General features: G+C 63.9%; 14 protein-coding genes and 1 riboswitch. Of the genes, 5 read left to right on the forward strand and 9 right to left on the reverse strand.

All coding sequences use genetic code 11. The annotated features are described in order from the left end of the window. Nucleotides 1-46: 46 nt before the first annotated feature. From kamA to H8S57_RS10725, 7 genes are all read right to left on the reverse strand, one after another. Nucleotides 47-1,312, reverse strand: a complete 1,266-nt coding sequence (gene kamA, locus H8S57_RS10695) for a lysine 2,3-aminomutase (RefSeq protein ID WP_186908079.1) — start codon at nt 1,310-1,312, stop codon at nt 47-49. A gap of 103 nt (nt 1,313-1,415) precedes the next feature. Beyond that, nucleotides 1,416-2,459 (reverse strand): L-erythro-3,5-diaminohexanoate dehydrogenase, encoded by a 1,044-nt coding sequence (gene kdd / locus H8S57_RS10700; protein ID WP_186908080.1) that lies wholly within the window; start codon nt 2,457-2,459, stop codon nt 1,416-1,418. 59 nt (nt 2,460-2,518) lie between these two features. Then, nucleotides 2,519-3,562: an L-erythro-3,5-diaminohexanoate dehydrogenase gene (gene kdd / locus H8S57_RS10705; RefSeq protein ID WP_186908081.1), complete on the reverse strand. Its 1,044-nt coding sequence runs from the start codon at nt 3,560-3,562 to the stop codon at nt 2,519-2,521. Nucleotides 3,563-3,815: 253 nt separating this feature from the next. After that, a complete protein-coding gene (kce, locus tag H8S57_RS10710; RefSeq protein ID WP_186908082.1) occupies nt 3,816-4,637 on the reverse strand; it encodes a 3-keto-5-aminohexanoate cleavage enzyme in 822 nt (273 codons plus the stop codon). 119 nt (nt 4,638-4,756) lie between these two features. Next, nucleotides 4,757-4,935, reverse strand: a riboswitch (Lysine riboswitch). A 102-nt stretch (nt 4,936-5,037) separates the two neighbouring features. Next, nucleotides 5,038-6,525, reverse strand: coding sequence for a lysine 5,6-aminomutase reactivase ATPase KamC (kamC, locus tag H8S57_RS10715; protein ID WP_186908083.1), 1,488 nt, complete (start codon nt 6,523-6,525; stop codon nt 5,038-5,040). Nucleotides 6,526-6,527: 2 nt separating this feature from the next. Further along, complete coding sequence (gene kamB, locus H8S57_RS10720) at nt 6,528-7,526, reverse strand: lysine 5,6-aminomutase reactivase subunit KamB (protein WP_186908084.1); 999 nt, start codon at nt 7,524-7,526, stop codon at nt 6,528-6,530. Between the two features lie 250 nt (nt 7,527-7,776). Continuing rightward, nucleotides 7,777-8,094: a helix-turn-helix domain-containing protein gene (locus tag H8S57_RS10725; RefSeq protein ID WP_369807614.1), complete on the reverse strand. Its 318-nt coding sequence runs from the start codon at nt 8,092-8,094 to the stop codon at nt 7,777-7,779. Nucleotides 8,095-8,221: 127 nt separating this feature from the next. Here H8S57_RS10725 and H8S57_RS10730 point away from each other — a divergent pair, with 127 nt between their 5' ends. The 4 genes from H8S57_RS10730 to H8S57_RS10745 all read left to right on the forward strand — a co-directional run bounded on the left by H8S57_RS10730 (nt 8,222) and on the right by H8S57_RS10745 (nt 12,222). Beyond that, complete coding sequence (locus tag H8S57_RS10730) at nt 8,222-8,605, forward strand: hypothetical protein (RefSeq protein WP_186908085.1); 384 nt, start codon at nt 8,222-8,224, stop codon at nt 8,603-8,605. 40 nt (nt 8,606-8,645) lie between these two features. Beyond that, nucleotides 8,646-10,082: an FAD-dependent oxidoreductase gene (locus tag H8S57_RS10735; RefSeq protein ID WP_186908086.1), complete on the forward strand. Its 1,437-nt coding sequence runs from the start codon at nt 8,646-8,648 to the stop codon at nt 10,080-10,082. 83 nt (nt 10,083-10,165) lie between these two features. Next, nucleotides 10,166-11,506 carry a MurT ligase domain-containing protein gene (locus tag H8S57_RS10740; RefSeq protein WP_186908087.1) on the forward strand — a complete coding sequence of 447 codons (1,341 nt, stop codon included), beginning with the start codon at nt 10,166-10,168 and terminating at the stop codon, nt 11,504-11,506. Further along, nucleotides 11,503-12,222 carry a type 1 glutamine amidotransferase gene (locus H8S57_RS10745; RefSeq protein ID WP_186908088.1) on the forward strand — a complete coding sequence of 240 codons (720 nt, stop codon included), beginning with the start codon at nt 11,503-11,505 and terminating at the stop codon, nt 12,220-12,222. Before H8S57_RS10740 ends, H8S57_RS10745 begins: the two co-directional genes overlap by 4 nt. Nucleotides 12,223-12,537: 315 nt before the next feature. Here H8S57_RS10745 and H8S57_RS10750 read toward each other — a convergent pair whose 3' ends face one another. Further along, entirely contained in the window at nt 12,538-13,620 is a 1,083-nt protein-coding gene (locus H8S57_RS10750) for a hypothetical protein (RefSeq protein ID WP_243204789.1), read from the reverse strand. 243 nt (nt 13,621-13,863) lie between these two features. Between H8S57_RS10750 and H8S57_RS10755 the strand changes: the two genes are divergently transcribed. Continuing rightward, the gene (locus tag H8S57_RS10755; protein ID WP_186908089.1) at nt 13,864-15,285 is read left to right on the forward strand and encodes a 4Fe-4S dicluster domain-containing protein; all 1,422 of its coding nucleotides are present in this window, start codon (nt 13,864-13,866) and stop codon (nt 15,283-15,285) included. Nucleotides 15,286-15,497: 212 nt separating this feature from the next. Here H8S57_RS10755 and H8S57_RS10760 read toward each other — a convergent pair whose 3' ends face one another. Next, the gene (locus H8S57_RS10760; protein ID WP_186908090.1) at nt 15,498-15,878 is read right to left on the reverse strand and encodes a metallopeptidase family protein; all 381 of its coding nucleotides are present in this window, start codon (nt 15,876-15,878) and stop codon (nt 15,498-15,500) included. Nucleotides 15,879-15,925 lie beyond the last annotated feature (47 nt).

Genomic DNA, 15,925 nt, shown 5'->3' on the forward strand with positions numbered 1-15,925 from the left:
CCGCCGCCGCAGCAGCGGCCCGCCCGCAGGAGGAGAGAGGAGGTACTTATTCGTGGTGGGAGCGCTTATGACGCTCCAGATTGGCCGGCTCCATGGACAGAGCCTGGCCGCGCTCCAGACCGGCCACACCCATCAGCTCCACCTTGCGTTTGCCCTCGCGCTCGGCCTTGCAGTACTCGCACTGGCAGGTCTCCTCGTAATGCTCGGGCTCGGTGTAGGTGGTGATGACGCCCTCGTAGTTGCGCAGGATGACCTTGTGCGGCGTCTGGGAGATGACGTACTGCGGCATGACCGGGGTCTTGCCGCCGCCGCCGGGGGCGTCCACCACGAAGGTGGGCACACAGAAGCCGGAGGTATGGCCGCGCAGAGCCTCGATGATCTCAATGCCCTTGCTGACGGGGGTGCGGAAGTGCTCCAGACCCATGGACAGGTCGCACTGGTAGATGTAGTAGGGACGCACACGGATCTTGACCAGCTCGTTGACCAGCTTCTTCATCACGTGCACGCAGTCGTTGATGCCGGCCAGCAGCACGCTCTGGTTGCCCAGGGGGATGCCGGCATCGGCCAGCATGGCGCAGGCCTTGGCGGCCTCGGGGGTGATCTCGTTGGGGTGGTTGAAGTGTGTGTTCAGCCAGATGGGGTGATACTTCTTCAGCATGTTGCACAGCTCGGGCGTGATGCGCTGGGGCAGGACCACCGGGGTACGGGAGCCGATGCGGACGATCTCCACGTGGGGGATCTCGCGCAGCTTGGCGATGATGTACTCCAGGCGCTCGTCAGAGCAGAGCAGCGCATCGCCGCCGGAGAGCAGAACGTCCCGGATGACAGGGGTGTTGCGGATGTACTCGATGGCCTGATCCACCTGATCCACGGGCATGCCCGCGTCATGCTGGCCGGCGAAGCGGCGGCGGGTGCAGTGACGGCAGTACATGGAGCACTGGTCGGTGATCAGCAGCAGGCAGCGGTCCGGATAACGGTGGGTCAGACCGGGCGCCGGGGAGTCCTCATCCTCGTGCAGGGGGTCCAGCAGGTCGGAGTCGGCCTGGTGCAGCTCCTTGGCGGTAGGAATGGCCTGCAGCCGGACGGGATCGCGGGGATCACCGGGCTGGATCAGAGACAGATAGTAGGGGGTGATGGCCATGCGCAGGGTGCCCAGGCAGGCCTTGACGCCCTCTTCCTCTTCGGGGGTGAGCTCCACGTACTTCTTCAGGTCCTCCAGGGTCTCGATACGGTTTTTGACTTGCCAGTGCCAGTCGTTCCACTCTTCATCAGAAACGTTGGGGAACAGGATATGGCGACGGGATTCGATCATAATAAGAGCACCGCCTTCTACATAATTTTGATGGACCGGGGCCGGGTCCCCGGCGCCTTACAGAGGTTCCGCCGTTTTGCGGCGGGCGGGGGATCGCGCCCCCTCAGACGTATTTGGCCTGGAAATAGGAGCGCAGCTTCTCGTTCTCACGCAGTTCGCTCAGGGTGATCTCCGCGTGGCCCTTGGTGTAGCCGTTGCCCACGATCATGGTCACGTCTTTGCCTACGCCCTCGGCGCCCAGAGCGGCCTTGGTGAAGGACGTGGCCATGGAGAAGAAGTAGACGGTGCCGCCGTCCCGCACGGGGAGGATGCAGCTCATCTCGCAGTTCTTCACGTTGACCACGCAGATGGACACGTCGTATTCCTGCCCGCCGTTGGCCTCCAGCGCGGCTTCCAGTACCGCCACCGGCTCGGTGGCGCTGACCACGATGGCCTCATGGCACAGGCGCAGACGTTTGAGCAGGCGTGCGTCCTCGTTGCTGATGACCAGCGCGACTACGCGGCCGGTAGCGCCGCAGCGCTTCATGGCCTCATAGCAGCAGAGCATGCCGCTCTTGCCCGCGCCGCCCAGGATGAGAACGCTGTCGCCCCGGTTGACCAGCTTGCGGGTCTGGGCGGGGGCGCCGGCCACGTCCAGGGCGGCCAGAGCCAGTTCCTCGCTCATGTCGTCGGGAAGCTTGGCGTACAGGCCGGACTCGAACAGGATGGCCTGGGCATCCACCTCCACCCGGTCAATATCCTGGTGGATCGCGAGGATCTTGTTAATCTTCAGGGGGGTCATGGACAGGGAGACCAGAGAGGCGATGCGGTCGCCCTCCTTCAGGTCGATCTTCCCCTTCAGATCGTCGCCCAGCTGGGCGACCGTACCCATAAACATGCCGCCGGAGCCGGTAACGGGGTTTTGCTGCTTGCCGCGCTCCGCCACGATCTCCAGGATCTTGGCTCCGATTTTCTCATCGTCGTGTCCGGCCTCGTTGGCGATCTGGGTAAAGGAAGCCGAGTCGATGTTCAGGGCGGAGACGTTCACCAGGATCTCGTTGGAGTAGATCTCGTCCATATTGTTATCGATACGGTAGGCCGCCTGGGTCAGGACGCCCTTGGGCTCGATGACCCGGTGAGAGCCGTACCGATTGCCTTTTTTCTGCATGGGTCCACCTCCCGCTTGGAAGGGAGCGGGCCGCGGCCCGCTCCCCCGTATCTTGTTGATTAGATGTACTTCTCCTCGAACAGCTTGCGGATCTTGGCATTCTCCCGCAGCACGTTCAGGGTGATCTCGGCGTGGTTCTTGGTGTAGCCGTTGCCCACGATCATGGTCACGTCCTTGCCGATGCCCTCGGCGCCCAGAGCGGCCTTGGTGAAGGAGGTGGCCATGGAGAAGAAGTAGACCAGACCGTCGTCGCGGACAGGCAGGATGGCGGCCATTTCGCAGTTCTCAATGTTCACGCAGCAGATGGAGATATCGTACTCCTTGCCGCCGGTGATGGCCAGAGCGGCCTCCATGACCTCGACGGGCTTGGTGCAGTCGGCCACGATCACGTCGGTGTAGACGCCCAGGTCGATCAGACCCTGGACCTGCTTGGGATTGCGGACAACGCCGACGACCTTGCCGTTGGGGCCGACCTTCTTGAGCGCCTCGTAAGCGCACAGAACGCCGGACTTGCCGTTGGCGCCCAGGATCAGCACATCGTCGCCCTCCTTGGGCAGCTTGCGGGCCTGCGCGGGAGCGCCGGCCACGTCCAGGGCGGCCAGGGCCAGAGGCTCGCTCATATCGTCGGGCATCTTGGCGTAGATGCCGCTCTCGAACAGAATGGCCTGAGCGTCCACGTCCACACGGTCGATCTCCTTGTGGATGGCCTTGATCTTGTTGATCTTCAGGGGGGTCAGGGAGAGGGAGACCAGGGAGACGACCTTGTCCCCCTCCTTCAGATCGATTTTGCCCTTCAGATCGTCGCCGATCTTGGCCACGTTGCCCATGAACATGCCGCCGGAACCGGTGACGGGATTCTGCTGCTTGCCGCGCTCGGATACGATGCCCATGATCATTTCGCCGATCTTCTGCTCGTCCCCGCCGCAGGCGTCGGAGATCTGAGTGAAGGAGGCGGAGTCGATGTTCAGGGCGGTCACATTGCACAGGATCTCATTGGAGTAGATCTCGTCCATGTTGTTGTCGATTTTGTAAGCCGCCTGGGTCAGAACGCCCTTGGGCTCAATGACGCGGTGGGTGCCGTACTTGTTGCCTTTTTTCTGCATAGTAAATTCCTCCTGCTTCAATTGTTCGGTCTGTGGGATAGTTCGGGTTGGGGAGAATTGGGTCTGTGCGTTGGTTGGGGAGATTGGGTCTGTGCGCTGCGTTTGGTTGGGGAGTTTTTGCCTGGTTGGGGAGATCGGGTTTCCAGCTTGGGAAATCGGGTTTTCGGTTGGGGAGATTGGGGTTCCAGTTTGGGAAATAAGGGATTCCAGGTTGGGGAGTGTTTTGTGGGTGCGGTTGGGAAATTCCCGTGGATTACTTGTTCAGCGACAGGATCGCGCGGGCCTCGTCGGGGGTGGCGATCTCGCGGCCCAGTTCCCTGGCCAGGCGCACGACCTTTTCCACCAGCTGGCCGTTGCTCTTGGCGGGAACGCCGCGGGAAAGGTTCAGGTTGTCCTCAAAGCCGACCCGGACGTTGCCGCCCATGGCGATCGCGGCGGCGGCCAGCGTAAAGGCGTTGCGGCCGATGCCGGTGGCGGTCCAGGTGGAGCCGGCGGGGATCATCTTGACCAGATAATCCAGGTGGCCCGGCGTGGCGGGGGTGCAGCCGGGAACGCCCAGCACGAAGTTGAACTGCATGGGCGCGCCGGGGACCTGCCCCTTCTTGGCCATGGTCAGGATGGTGTCCAGATGGCCGATCTCAAAGCACTCGTATTCGGGCTTGATGTTGTTTTCCAGCATCCGCTTGCCGAACGCGCGCATGGTGGGCATGTCGTTGACAAAGATATCGTCGCCGAAGTTGCAGGTGCCGCAGTCCAGGGTAGCCATCTCGGGGAAGAGCTCGGTGGGCTGCAGGCGCTCCTCCGGGGTCATGCCGGTGGCACCGCCGGTGGAGGGAATCAGAATGACGCCGGGGCAGGCTTCCCGGATGGCGTCCATAATGACGCGGAAGCGCTCCTTGTCCTGCGTGGGGGTCCCGTCGTCCCAGCGGACGTGGACGTGGATGATGGCCGCGCCGGCATCGAAGGCGCTCTTGGCCTCACGCACCATCTCTTCGATGGTATAGGGGACGGCAGGATTCTGCTCCTTGGTGACCTCTGCGCCGCAGATGGCCGCTGTAATGATGAGCTTTTCCATAAAATACCTCCTCCAAAAAAGTACGCGCCGACCCGTCTGGAAAAAAACCGACGGGACAGCGCTCCACAAAAACAAAAAACGCTATTTATGACCAACAGGACCGTGCTTCGGCTCTGTCCGTCATAAATAGCGCTTCATGTTACTCATGACAATCCGTAAGCGCTGGGCCCACGGCTCAGGGGGAGGGTTGTACGGTACGCGTCCCCCTTCGGCGGCGCACACATTCACAGGCCGCATCGGGCTCGCCCGCCCTTGCCATCGTGCCTGTTACCTTGTGCTCCGCGCCTCTATCCATGCATGTTATTTACTTGTTTACGAAGTCAATATATCCCAAAGCATGGTATTTGTCAACACTTTTTTTGTACAAATTTGTGCTGAAAAAATTGACAGAAAAAACGAACTACAGGTCGGCCTGGAACAGCTCCATCAGCTCCGGGTCCAGCTTCAAAAGGCGGCATACCCGCAGGGCGTCCCGGGGGCAGGGCGCTCCCGGAGGGGCGGGCAGCAGGCGGTAATCCATCCGGCGGGCGATGCGGCGGCGGGGGTCGTCATGCTCGTCCCCGTCGATCTCCCGTACCAGCCCGGCCACCTGATAGTGGGCGGTGGCCACGTCGGACACGCCGTCGTAGTGGGTGGTCATCAGGGCCACGCAGTCCAGGGTGCCCAGGTGGCGCACCAGGGCGCGGGCCAGGGCGGCCCCCTCCTGAGGGTTGGTGCCCCGGGCAAACTCGTCCAGCGCCACAAAGAAGAAGCTGCCCCGGGTGTGCTGGAGCAGGCGGTCCAGCAGGTGGACCTCCTTGCCGAAGGAGGACAGGCCGCCCGCGCCGGGGCCGCTGTCCGCCAGAATGAGGGACACATGGTGGAACAGGGGCAGGCGGGCCTCCTCCGCGAAGACGAAAAAGCCGCACTGAAACAGGAGCAGGGAGAGCACCACGGAGCGCAGGGAGACCGTCTTGCCGCCCATATTGGCGCCGGTGATCACGGTGCAGCCCTTGTTCAGTTCCAGATCCAGCGGGGTAAAGGCTTCCCCGCGGGCAAGCAGGTCTTCGGCCACCTGGGGGTGGCGCAGGCCGCGCAGGGTGATGGAGCCGTCCCGGGAGAACACGGGGCGGCGGCAGCCGTACCGCCGGGCCAGCTTGGTCTTGGCGAAGATCAGGTCCAGACGTCCCAGCGCGTCCATGTTGGCCAGAAAGTCCGCCTTATATTCCATCAGTTTGCAGGTCAGGTCCCGGCGCACCAGCAGCTCCAGCTGGTCCTCCCGCACGGCCAGCTCCCGCCGCTGCTCCAGAAGGGCGGGCTTTTCCGCCTCCGAGGCGGCGCGGATGGTCTTTTCCAGCCTGGCCTTCTGCTCGCGCAGGGGGCCGAGACCGGGGTGGTAGGAGCTCAGCACCGAAAAGGCGGGAAGGCGGCGGCCGTCCGGGTCCACCAGGGCGAGGGCCGCGTCCATGGGAGGGAACGCGATCCCGGCAAAGGGGGGCAGGGCCGCGTAGGCCTGCTGCACCTGCTCCAGCGTGACCAGGAAATGTTTGATCTCAAACAGCTCCACCAGGTCAAAAGGGTTGCCGGGGTCCCGGTCGAAGCTGCCGCGGATATCATGGAACAGGGGCAGGCAGCGGGTCACGCCGCACAGGGGGGGCTCCTTGGGCCGGACGGCCTTGGGCGCGTCGCAGCAGCAGGGCTGCTCCTCCGGCTCGGGGAGCTGCTTGGCGTCCCAGAGCGAGAGGGAGAGGGCCAGATTGTCCAGCTCGTCGGCCAGGGCGGCTTCCTCCCCGGGGCCGTACCACCGGGGGGCGCGGGCGGCGGCGCGGCCGAAGGGGGACAGGGGGACCAGCCGGTCCAGCACCCATTGCAGGCCGGAATGTTCGCGCAGCTCGTGAGTCAGTTCCATGGTTACTCCTCCTTCACGTTCACCACCGGCAGGTCCAGGACCCGCCGGAGGGCGGAGACGAATTGATCGGGATCGAAATGCCAGCCGTAGGCCGACCAGGGATTGGCCGCCACGGCGGCGATGGTCAGCTCCCGCCGCACCGCCAGGGCGCCGCCGGAGCGGAGGAACAGATCCCAGGCCGCCCGTCCGGCCAGCACGTGGGTGGCGTCGGCCGCCACCAGGGTCAGGGGCGCGCCCCGGCGGGCCAGGGTCTTGAGCAGCGGGTCGGTGATCCCGCCCGCCGCCCACAGCACGCAGCGCCGGCGGGGCAGCTTGTTCCAGCGGGGGGCGCCGGCCTCGTCCAGAGGCAGCTCCAGCGGCGCGCCCTCGGGCGTGAACAGGGCAAAGCGGGACGCGCAGGCGTCCAGCGCGGCGCAGAGGGCGGGGTGCTCCGGGCGGCGGCTGGCAAACAGGGCGCAGGTGTGGGCGGTCTCGGCCACCACAAGGTCCATGTCCCGGTCCAGCGAAGCGCCGGTACACAAAAGCGCGGCGCCCTCGATCCCGGCCCCGGCCAGCGACTTGCGCCCGGCGGCCCCGTCGATGAGCACCCGGTCCGCCCCCAGGGATGCAAATACCTCGCACAGTGGCGGCAGCTGCCCGGCGGCGGAGGGTCCGGCCAGCTGGATATACCCGTCGGACAGGGCGCGGAAGACGCCCACCTCGCCCAGCGGGGTCATCACGTCGGTCAGGCGGGCCACTTCCACCGTCACGTCGCACAGCGGCAGCATGCCCCGGGCCGTGGCGAACAGGTCGCCGGCTTTGATGTACAGGTCGGGCTTTTCCGTGCCCGTCACCAGGTCGGTGCCTTCGCCGTCCCGGCCCACCGAGGTCAGGCCCAGGCACTCCTCCTCCAGCTCCGCCATCAGGCGGCGCATGGCGGTGGTCTTCCCCGCGTTCTTGCACAGCCCGATCACCGTTACCGGGGACGCGTCCCCCACCAGGGGGGCCAGGAGCTTTTTCAAAAAATGCACCTCCATCGCGCAGGAAATCCTGCGCCGTTCGCCGGCATGGCGCGCCATGCCGGCGGAAATACGCATTGCGGCCGTGGCCGAATCCGATCCGGACGGTTCCAAAGGGCCGTTCGACCCCAGCGCGGTTGATTCAACAGAGAGTATTATAGAAGCCTTTGGACGATTCTGTCAATGGGGGGTCGCGTTTCCGCCGGGCGCCCCCAGAAAACAACAGAGCCGGGGCCCGTTCCGGCCGCCGGCTCTAGCGCTTCATTTGTTCCGCGAGGTTGACGAGCGCATCCAGCTGCTTGGCGTCCAACGCCTTTAAAGCGTCCATCAGCCGGTGCAGCTGCTGGGGACAGGGAGTTTCATCATCGAAAAACTCCCGGGGCGTGATACCGAAATAGTCACAAATGTAGAAAAAATTACGCATGGAGGGTAGCATCTTTTGATTTTCGATGTTGTTGACGTAAGATTCGCTCAGGCCGATGTCAAGGCTCATCTCGCGGGCGGATACCTGCTTTTGTTCCCGCAGTGCAGTGAGGCGGCGGGCCAATTGCTCTTCAAACACAATATCCACCCCCCAAAAAAGCTTTTCTATAATTGTACTAGATGTTTGTTGAAAATTATGGTTTTATACACTATATTTAAGATGGAGTATAAATTTGAACTAGCTATAAATTAAAAAAACAAGAGGTGAAATAGATATGGACGTAACTTGTGAAATTGAAAAAAACCGCCAGGCCGAGGTAGTTCTAGCCTGCCTTGGGATCGCTCGCCGCTATCAGGGGTGGCGGTACATCAAAACCGCGCTGGAGTGGGCCCTGGCGGGGTGGGAACCGGACCGGGAAGTGTTCATCCGGCTGGGTGTCACATACCGGGTCTCCGCCGCGTCGGTCAAACAGAGCGTCTCCCGCGCCCTCTGGCAGGCCCGGGTCCACCGCCCGGAAGAGCTGGCCTATATGACCTTTTACGTGGACGGCACGCCCAACCGGACGCGCAGGCAGCTCTGCGCCCTGTGTACCTGGCTGCGCGCCTTTGAGCCGGTATGCGTGGGCAACGGCGTATTTCGCTGGCGTTTGCGGGAATAATTTCCTTCCGATTGCAAAAGCTGTTGCGGAGGTGAGGCAAATGCCATCGATTTGGAGCGAAACGACCCAAATAGCCCCCCGGCCTCCGCTGCCGGGCGACCTGGAGACCGATACGGCCGTGATCGGCGGCGGCATGGCGGGGGTGCTCACCGCCTGGCTGCTGAAGGAGGCGGGGGTAGAGTCCGTGGTGCTGGAGGCGCAGCGGCTGGGAAGCGGGCAGACCCGGAACACCACCGCCAAGATCACCAGTCAGCACGGGCTGATCTACGACAAGCTGACGCGCCGGTTCGGCGCGGAGCAGGCCGGGCAGTATGCCCGGGTCAACCAGCGCGCCATTGCGGAGTACCGGCGTATCGTCCGGGAGCTTGCCATCGACTGCGCGCTGGAGGAGCGGGCGGCCTATCTCTACTCCACGCTGGACGAGGACGCGCTGCGCGCGGAAGCCCACGCCGCCCGGGCCCTGGGCCTGAACGCGCAGTTTACCGCCCAGACCGCCCTGCCCTTCCCGGTGAAGGGTGCGGTGCGCTTTGAGGAGCAGGCCCAGTTCCATCCCCTGCGCTTTTTGGCGGCGGTAGCGGAGCAGGTGACGGTATATGAGCAGACCCTGGTGCTGCGGGTGGACGGAGGGCGGGTGGAGACCGACCGGGGGACCGTGCGGGCGCGGCACGTCGTGTTCGCCTGCCATTTCCCCTTCGTCAACGCCCCCGGCTACTATTTCGCGCGGATGCACCAGGAGCGCAGCTACGTGCTGGCGCTGAAAAACGCCCCGCAGCTGGACGGCATGTACTACGGCGTGGACCCGGAAGGGCTCTCCTTCCGAAACGCGGGGGAATACCTGCTGCTGGGCGGCGGCAACCACCGGACGGGGGAGAACTCCGCCGGAGGACGCTATGAGCTGCTGCGCCAGGCAGCCCGGCGCTGCTATCCGGACAGCCGGGAGGCGGCGCATTGGTCCGCGCAGGACTGCATCACACTGGACGGGGTGCCCTATATCGGCGTGTACGCGCCCTCCGTCCCCAATTGGTATGTGGCCACCGGGTTTCAGAAGTGGGGGATGACCTCCTCCATGGCCGCCGCCATGCTCATCAGCGCCCGTATCACCGGGCGGGAAGACCCGGACGGGGCCGTTTTCTCGCCCCGGCGCTTCAAGCTGCCCGCCGCCGGGGCCAACCTGCTGGAGGACGGCAAGCAGACGGTAAAAGGCCTCTCGCGCCAGCTTTTCACCTCCGGCCGCGCGGAGCTGGAGGCCCTGCCCAGCGGCCACGGCGGCGTGGTGGAGCTGGACGGGGAAAAGGTGGGTGCCTACCGGGACGAGACGGGCGAGCTGTTCCTGGTCTCCACCCGCTGCCCCCATCTGGGCTGCCAGCTGGAGTGGAACCCGGATGAAAAAAGCTGGGAATGCCCCTGTCACGGCTCCCGCTTCGACCACCGGGGCCGCCTGCTGGAGGGACCGGCGCAGACGCATCTGACGGAATGATGGCCGTTGCAACGGGGGGGAAAATGTGGTATCTTAGATAGCATCAAAAGGAGCCCGATTTCCGCTCCAAAGGAGCCTGAAAGATGAAAACCATCGCCATCCTGGCCTGCAAGCTGCTGCGCTTTGCGGGCAAGCTGCTGGGCAAGGGCAGCAGCCTGCCCGGCAGCGTGGCCCTGAAGCTGGACCCCGATATCCTGCAAAAGATCAAGCTGCCTGACCGGGTCATCGCCGTCACCGGCAGCAACGGAAAGACCTCCACCGTCGAGATGATCGCCCACGTGCTGCGGCAGAACGGCTGGAAGGTGGCCTACAACCGGGAGGGCTCCAACCAGATCGAGGGCGTGACCACCTTCCTGCTCTCCGACTGCACGCTGGGGGGGACCTGCCGCAGCGACGTGATCCTGCTGGAGAGCGACGAGCGCTTTGCCCGCCACACCTTCCGGCACTTTACCCCCACGCATTACGTCATTACCAACCTCTATCGGGACCAGCTCACCCGCAACGGACACCCGGAGTGGATCTTCGACATCCTCCAGGACAGCATCCACCCCGGGACCAGGCTCATCCTCAACGCAGACGATCCGCTGGTGTCCTGCTTCGCTCTGGGGCGGGACAACCCGGTCACCTGGTTCGGGGTGGAACGGCTGCCCTTCTCCGAGACGCAGCCCTCCGGCCGCTACCGGGACGGGGCGTACTGCCCCCACTGCAAGCATCCCATGGAGTATGAATACTACCATTACAACCACATCGGCGCCTACCGCTGCCCCGGCTGCGGGCACCACCGGCATACGCCGGAGGACGCCGTCACGCAGGCCAGCCTGGAGGAGAAGCATCTGATCCTCAACGGCAAGTACCGCGTGGACATGGCCGTTTCCGGCATCTATCACATGTACAACACCCTGGCGGCCTTCTCCGCCTGCCGGGCGCTTGGGCTGGCGGAGGAGCCGATCGCCCGGGCGCTGAGCGGCTACGCCCTGCAAAACGGACGCATCGTCTCCTTCCGGGCGGGCGAGCGGGCGGGCACGCTGCTGACCTCCAAACACGAAAACTCCATCTCCTACGACCAGTCCATCCGCCTGGCCGTCCAGGACGGGCGGGACGTGACGGTGCTGGTGCTGGTGGACGCCATCAGCCGCAAATACTTCACCAGCGAGACCTCCTGGCTGTGGGACATCGACTTCGAGCGCCTGAACGCCCCTCAGGTGAAGCAGATCGTCCTGGCCGGACGGTACAGCAACGATCTGGCCGTCCGCTTCTCCTACTGCCCCATCCCGCCGGAGCGCGTCCGCGTGATCGGGGACATCGGCGCGGCGGTGGACTGGGTGAAGGAGCACGGCGAGGGCTATATCTATTTCATCACCTGCTTCTCCGACAAGGACAAGCTGCTGACCCGCGTGCAGGTGGAACAGGAGGGACGGGCATGAAAATCCTCTATCTGTACCCCGACCTGATGAACCTCTACGGGGAGAGCGGGAACCTTTGCGCCCTGGAGCGCCGCCTGGCGGACCAGGGGGAGGACGTGAGCGTGGACCGGAAAGCGCCGGGGGAGGCGCTGGAGATCGCAGCGTACGATTGGATCTACATGGGCGCGGGCACCGAGCGCAGCCAGAAGGCGGCGCTGGAGCACCTGCGGCCCTGCGCCGGAGCGCTGCGGGAGGCGATGGACGCCGGGAAGCATGCGCTCTTTACCGGCAATGCCGCCGCCCTGTTGGGCCGGGAGATCACCGACGCAGCCGGGCAGGTCTGGCAGGGCCTGGGGCTGCTGGACGTTGCCGTGCGGGAGCGGCGCGATACGCGCTACACCGGCGACGCCATCGCCCGCCACCCGGAGCTGGAGCGCCCCCTGGTGGGATTTTTCAACCACTGTGAGGACTGGGAGGGGGACGTGGAGCCCCTGCTCCAGGTGGTCATGGGCCGGGGAAACCGGGAAGGGGACAGCGGGGAGGGCTTCCGGAAAAACAACTTTCTGGGCACCCACCTGATCGGGCCCGTCCTGGTGAAAAATCCCCACTTCCACTACTGGCTGCTTTCCCGCCTGCTGGGGCGGACGCCGGAGCCGAGAGAGTACCTCTATGAGGAGAAGGCCTGGCAGGTGACCTATGACGCGCTTGCGCGCCGAAAGGACCAGCCTGCGGAATAGAACCGGCTTGCCGATTGTTGGCCAGCCGCGCGTCCCGCCCGGAGCATTCGCTCCGGGCGGGACGTCAGCTTGTCGAAAAAGGCCAAAGGCCTTTTCCGACAGAGGGATGCATGACGGACAGGGCTCGATTCTGGCAGAAAAGTCGCCCTGTCCGTCATGAGGGGTGTCATTTCCGACGCACGTGTCGCCGGAAATGACGGAGCTTCCTTTCCTTCCGTCGTCTGCGGACGACGGAGCTCTGCGAGGCCCTTCCTCAGGAGGGTTTTCGACCGCCACGCGTCCCGCCCGGAGCATTCGCTCCGGGCGGGACGTTTTTTACAGGCGGGCGAGCAGCGTTCCGGCGATCTGATCGGCGGTGCGGTAGACTCCTTCAAAGTCCACGCGGGGGTTGTAGACGGCCTCCAGGTCGTCGTGCATGGCTTTGGCCTGCGCCAGGGATTCCACCGCCTCTTCCAGCAGGGCGGCGGACACTTTGCGGGAGAATTTCAGCCGGGGCTTGTTCCGGCGCAGCAGTTCGGAGTCGGCCATGGCGTCCAGCCGCAGGCGGCGGTAGGGCCGCTTTTCGTAGGGCAGCGCAGGGGTGGAGGAGACGAAACCGAGGGAAAGAGAGGGAATGAGCAGATGCTCCATCCGGTCGGGGAACATGGGGGATGGGCAGACGATCACATCGTGCCCTGCGGCCATGGCCCCGTGGGCCAGGTGCGTAAGCATGCCGTGGGCCAGGCCATAGGGATCGGAAAGCTCGTAGATTCGTTTACATAACAAATCGGCTGTGCTGAACTGACACAGTTCTCCCTTCCAGGTGACGCCGCCGAGGAACCGCTGCACCGGCCGGCCGGAGTCGCTGCCGGCCTTTCGGACCTCGCGGCTGAGAATGCCGCGGGCCCGCTTTGCCATTTTTTCCTCCAGCGCCTGCGTGCAGAGCAGGGAACGCATGTCTTCCCCGATCTGTGCGGCGGCGGTGAGGCAGCGGTAGGCCCGCTGGTAGCATCCCTTATAGCCTTTCATACAGGAGATGATCTCACCCTTGACCTGCCGCAGCGCGTCATGATCGTAATAGTCCCCGAGATTGACATAACATTCTACCGCGCCGGGAAATCTGGGCTCTACCACATGGGGGGCGGTGCCGTCCACCAGGGCGGTTTTCAGCTGTGGGATCACGATGGCGTCCAGAGAATCGGGGTCGCCGGAGCAGTCGATATACTCCACGGAAAGGCCATGCGCTTCAACGGCTTCCGCGACCCGGTGCATCAGGGAGGATTTGCCGCAGCCGGGCCCTCCCTTGAGTATGTAGATCTCCTCCGCCTGGGCGGGGTCGATGAGCTGATCGTACAAAGAATAAAAGCCGCCAGGGGAATTTGCACCCAAAAAGAACCGGACCTGAGGTTGGGCCTGCATAAGATGACCTCCAAGTTATCAATTTCTCACTCCAAGGTATGCGGGGGGGCAGGCAGGGGTGCGGAGCGCTGGCGCCGGATAGAGAACCGCCCGGTATAAACCCGCGCGTTTTCGAAAAGGGACTGCAAAATCCTGCAAACACAGGGAAGGATTACGGATTGACAGGATGTGGGTCCAGCGGGTATGATAAGAATGTGAAAAAATTAACGAAATAATTCCGCGTTTTGGAAAGAGGGAATCGTCATGCGGGTGTTTGAAACCAGCGTACAGGAATTGAAGAACGATGTGCTTCGGTCGGTTGCCAAGCTGGCCTGGGAGGACGATCTCCAGACGGGCATCCTGGATATCCCGGAGCAGATCATCCCCGGCCCGGAGGCCAAGATGCGCTGCTGTATTTATAAAGAGCGGGCCATCATCTCCCAGCGGGTCAAGCTGGCCATGGGGGGCGACAAGGGCAATCCCAACCTGGTGGAGGTGCTGCCCATCGCCTGTGACGAATGCCCGGTCACCCAAATCGCCGTGGGACCCGCCTGCCGGGGGTGCATCGCCACCCGCTGCGTCCACACCTGCCCGAAGGACGCCATCTCCATCGTCAATCACCGGGCGGTGATCGACCACAGCAAATGCATCACCTGCGGCAAGTGCCTGACCGCCTGCCCCTACGGCGCCATTGAGAAGAACCAGCGCCCCTGTGAACGCGGCTGCAAAGCCGGGGCGATTTCCATGGGCGAGGACAAAAAGGCGTTCGTGGACCCGGCAAAGTGCACCTCCTGCGGCGCCTGTGTGTACCAGTGCCCCTTTGGCGCCATTATGGATAAATCCTTCCTCGTGGACGCAGTGGAGATGCTCAAGGGTGCGGATAAGTGGAATTACCGGGTATACGCCGCCGTCGCGCCTTCCATCGCCGGGCAGTTTGCGCCCGCCGACCTGAGTCAGGTGGTCACGGGACTGAAGCTGCTGGGCTTCCACGATGTGGTGGAGGTGGCGCTGGGGGCGGATATGACCGCCAGGCGCGAGGCGCAGGAGCTGACGGAAAAGGGGATGCTGGCCTCCTCCTGCTGTCCGGCTTTTGTGGACTATGTGGAGAAGAACTTCCCCGAGCAGGCGCATCTGATCTCCGAGACCCCGTCGCCTATGGTGATGGCGGCCCGTTACATCAAGCAGAGGGACCCCGGCGGAAAAGTGGTCTTCATCGGTCCCTGCGTGGCCAAGAAGAAGGAGTTCCGTCTGGGCAAGACCATGGGCGCGGTGGACTGCGTGCTGACCTTTGAGGAACTCTATGCCCTGTTTGAGTCCAGGGGGCTCGACGTAGCCCAGCTGGAAGACACCGAACTGGACCAGGCCAGCGGGTACGGACGTACCTTCGCCCGCAGCGGCGGCGTGGCCGCCGCCGTGGCGGAAGCGCTGAAGGAACAGGGCAGCGATTTTGCCCTGAAGGCCAACCCATGCAGCGGGTTTGAGGCCTGCAAGCTGGCGTTCCTGAAAGCGGCGAAGGGTGTGGGAGACTTCAACTTTATCGAGGGCATGGGCTGTGAGGGCGGCTGCGTCCAGGGGCCCGCCCAGCTGATCCGCAGTCCCCGCAACCAGGGAGACGTGGAGCGCCACGCCAGGCAGGCCGAGGGGCGCACCATCCAAAACGCTGTGGAAGCGGCGCAGGGAACGTAAAAAAAGCCGCAGGGACTGCGGCAGCATCGAGGTTCGAGCCATTGACCGGGAGCAAAAGGGATCGCAAAAGGGGATGGAGCGCCGCGCACGGCGCTCCATCCCCTATTTGTAAGCGAAAACCACCGGCACAGCCGGTGGTTTTCGCTTACAAATAGGGCGGCATAGCGTTCGAACGCTGTGCCGCCCTGGAAGGAGCGGGGTGAACACGCCCGCTATTCCCCATTCCGCGCCCGGAAATCCTCCATAAATTGCGCATCCTTGAGTTCCAGGCCGCGCTCTCCGGCCAGGCCCTCGATGTGGTGGGTAAACTCATGGGCCAAGGTGGCGTAGAGCTCCTCCTCCCAGTCTTCCTCCGTCCAGCCCTCCCGGCGGGCCAGGGCGGCGAAGGAGCCGTAATAGAGGTTGATATACCGCCCCATCTGATCGCTGCAGTACTCGCCCAGAACATACAGCTCCCCCGGAGGGGCCTCCGGATCCTCCTTGCACTCGGGCAGCAGCGAAATGCCCCCGTTCAGATCCTGGTAGAATTCCGGCGGGAAAGCCTCCGCCAGTTCATCCAGGATCTCGCCGACCAGATCAAAACTCAAAAGCATAGGGCCCCCTCCTCAAGCGTCCGCTGCGCGTCTGCGCTGCCCGGCCG

The sequence above is a fragment of the Lawsonibacter hominis genome (assembly GCF_014287895.1).
In the GTDB taxonomy this organism is placed as follows: Bacteria; Bacillota; Clostridia; order Oscillospirales; family Oscillospiraceae; genus Lawsonibacter_A; species Lawsonibacter_A hominis.

Coding starts and splice junctions, on each gene's coding strand:
- kamA (WP_186908079.1), bottom strand. CDS start 1,312: ATGATCGAATCCCGTCGCCATATCCTGTTCCCCAACGTTTCTGATGAA.
- H8S57_RS10745 (WP_186908088.1), top strand. CDS start 11,503: ATGAAAATCCTCTATCTGTACCCCGACCTGATGAACCTCTACGGGGAG.
- H8S57_RS10740 (WP_186908087.1), top strand. CDS start 10,166: ATGAAAACCATCGCCATCCTGGCCTGCAAGCTGCTGCGCTTTGCGGGC.
- H8S57_RS10735 (WP_186908086.1), top strand. CDS start 8,646: ATGCCATCGATTTGGAGCGAAACGACCCAAATAGCCCCCCGGCCTCCG.
- H8S57_RS10755 (WP_186908089.1), top strand. CDS start 13,864: ATGCGGGTGTTTGAAACCAGCGTACAGGAATTGAAGAACGATGTGCTT.
- kdd (WP_186908080.1), bottom strand. CDS start 2,459: ATGCAGAAAAAAGGCAATCGGTACGGCTCTCACCGGGTCATCGAGCCC.
- H8S57_RS10730 (WP_186908085.1), top strand. CDS start 8,222: ATGGACGTAACTTGTGAAATTGAAAAAAACCGCCAGGCCGAGGTAGTT.
- H8S57_RS10760 (WP_186908090.1), bottom strand. CDS start 15,878: ATGCTTTTGAGTTTTGATCTGGTCGGCGAGATCCTGGATGAACTGGCG.
- H8S57_RS10750 (WP_243204789.1), bottom strand. CDS start 13,620: ATGCAGGCCCAACCTCAGGTCCGGTTCTTTTTGGGTGCAAATTCCCCT.
- kdd (WP_186908081.1), bottom strand. CDS start 3,562: ATGCAGAAAAAAGGCAACAAGTACGGCACCCACCGCGTCATTGAGCCC.
- kamC (WP_186908083.1), bottom strand. CDS start 6,525: ATGGAACTGACTCACGAGCTGCGCGAACATTCCGGCCTGCAATGGGTG.
- kce (WP_186908082.1), bottom strand. CDS start 4,637: ATGGAAAAGCTCATCATTACAGCGGCCATCTGCGGCGCAGAGGTCACC.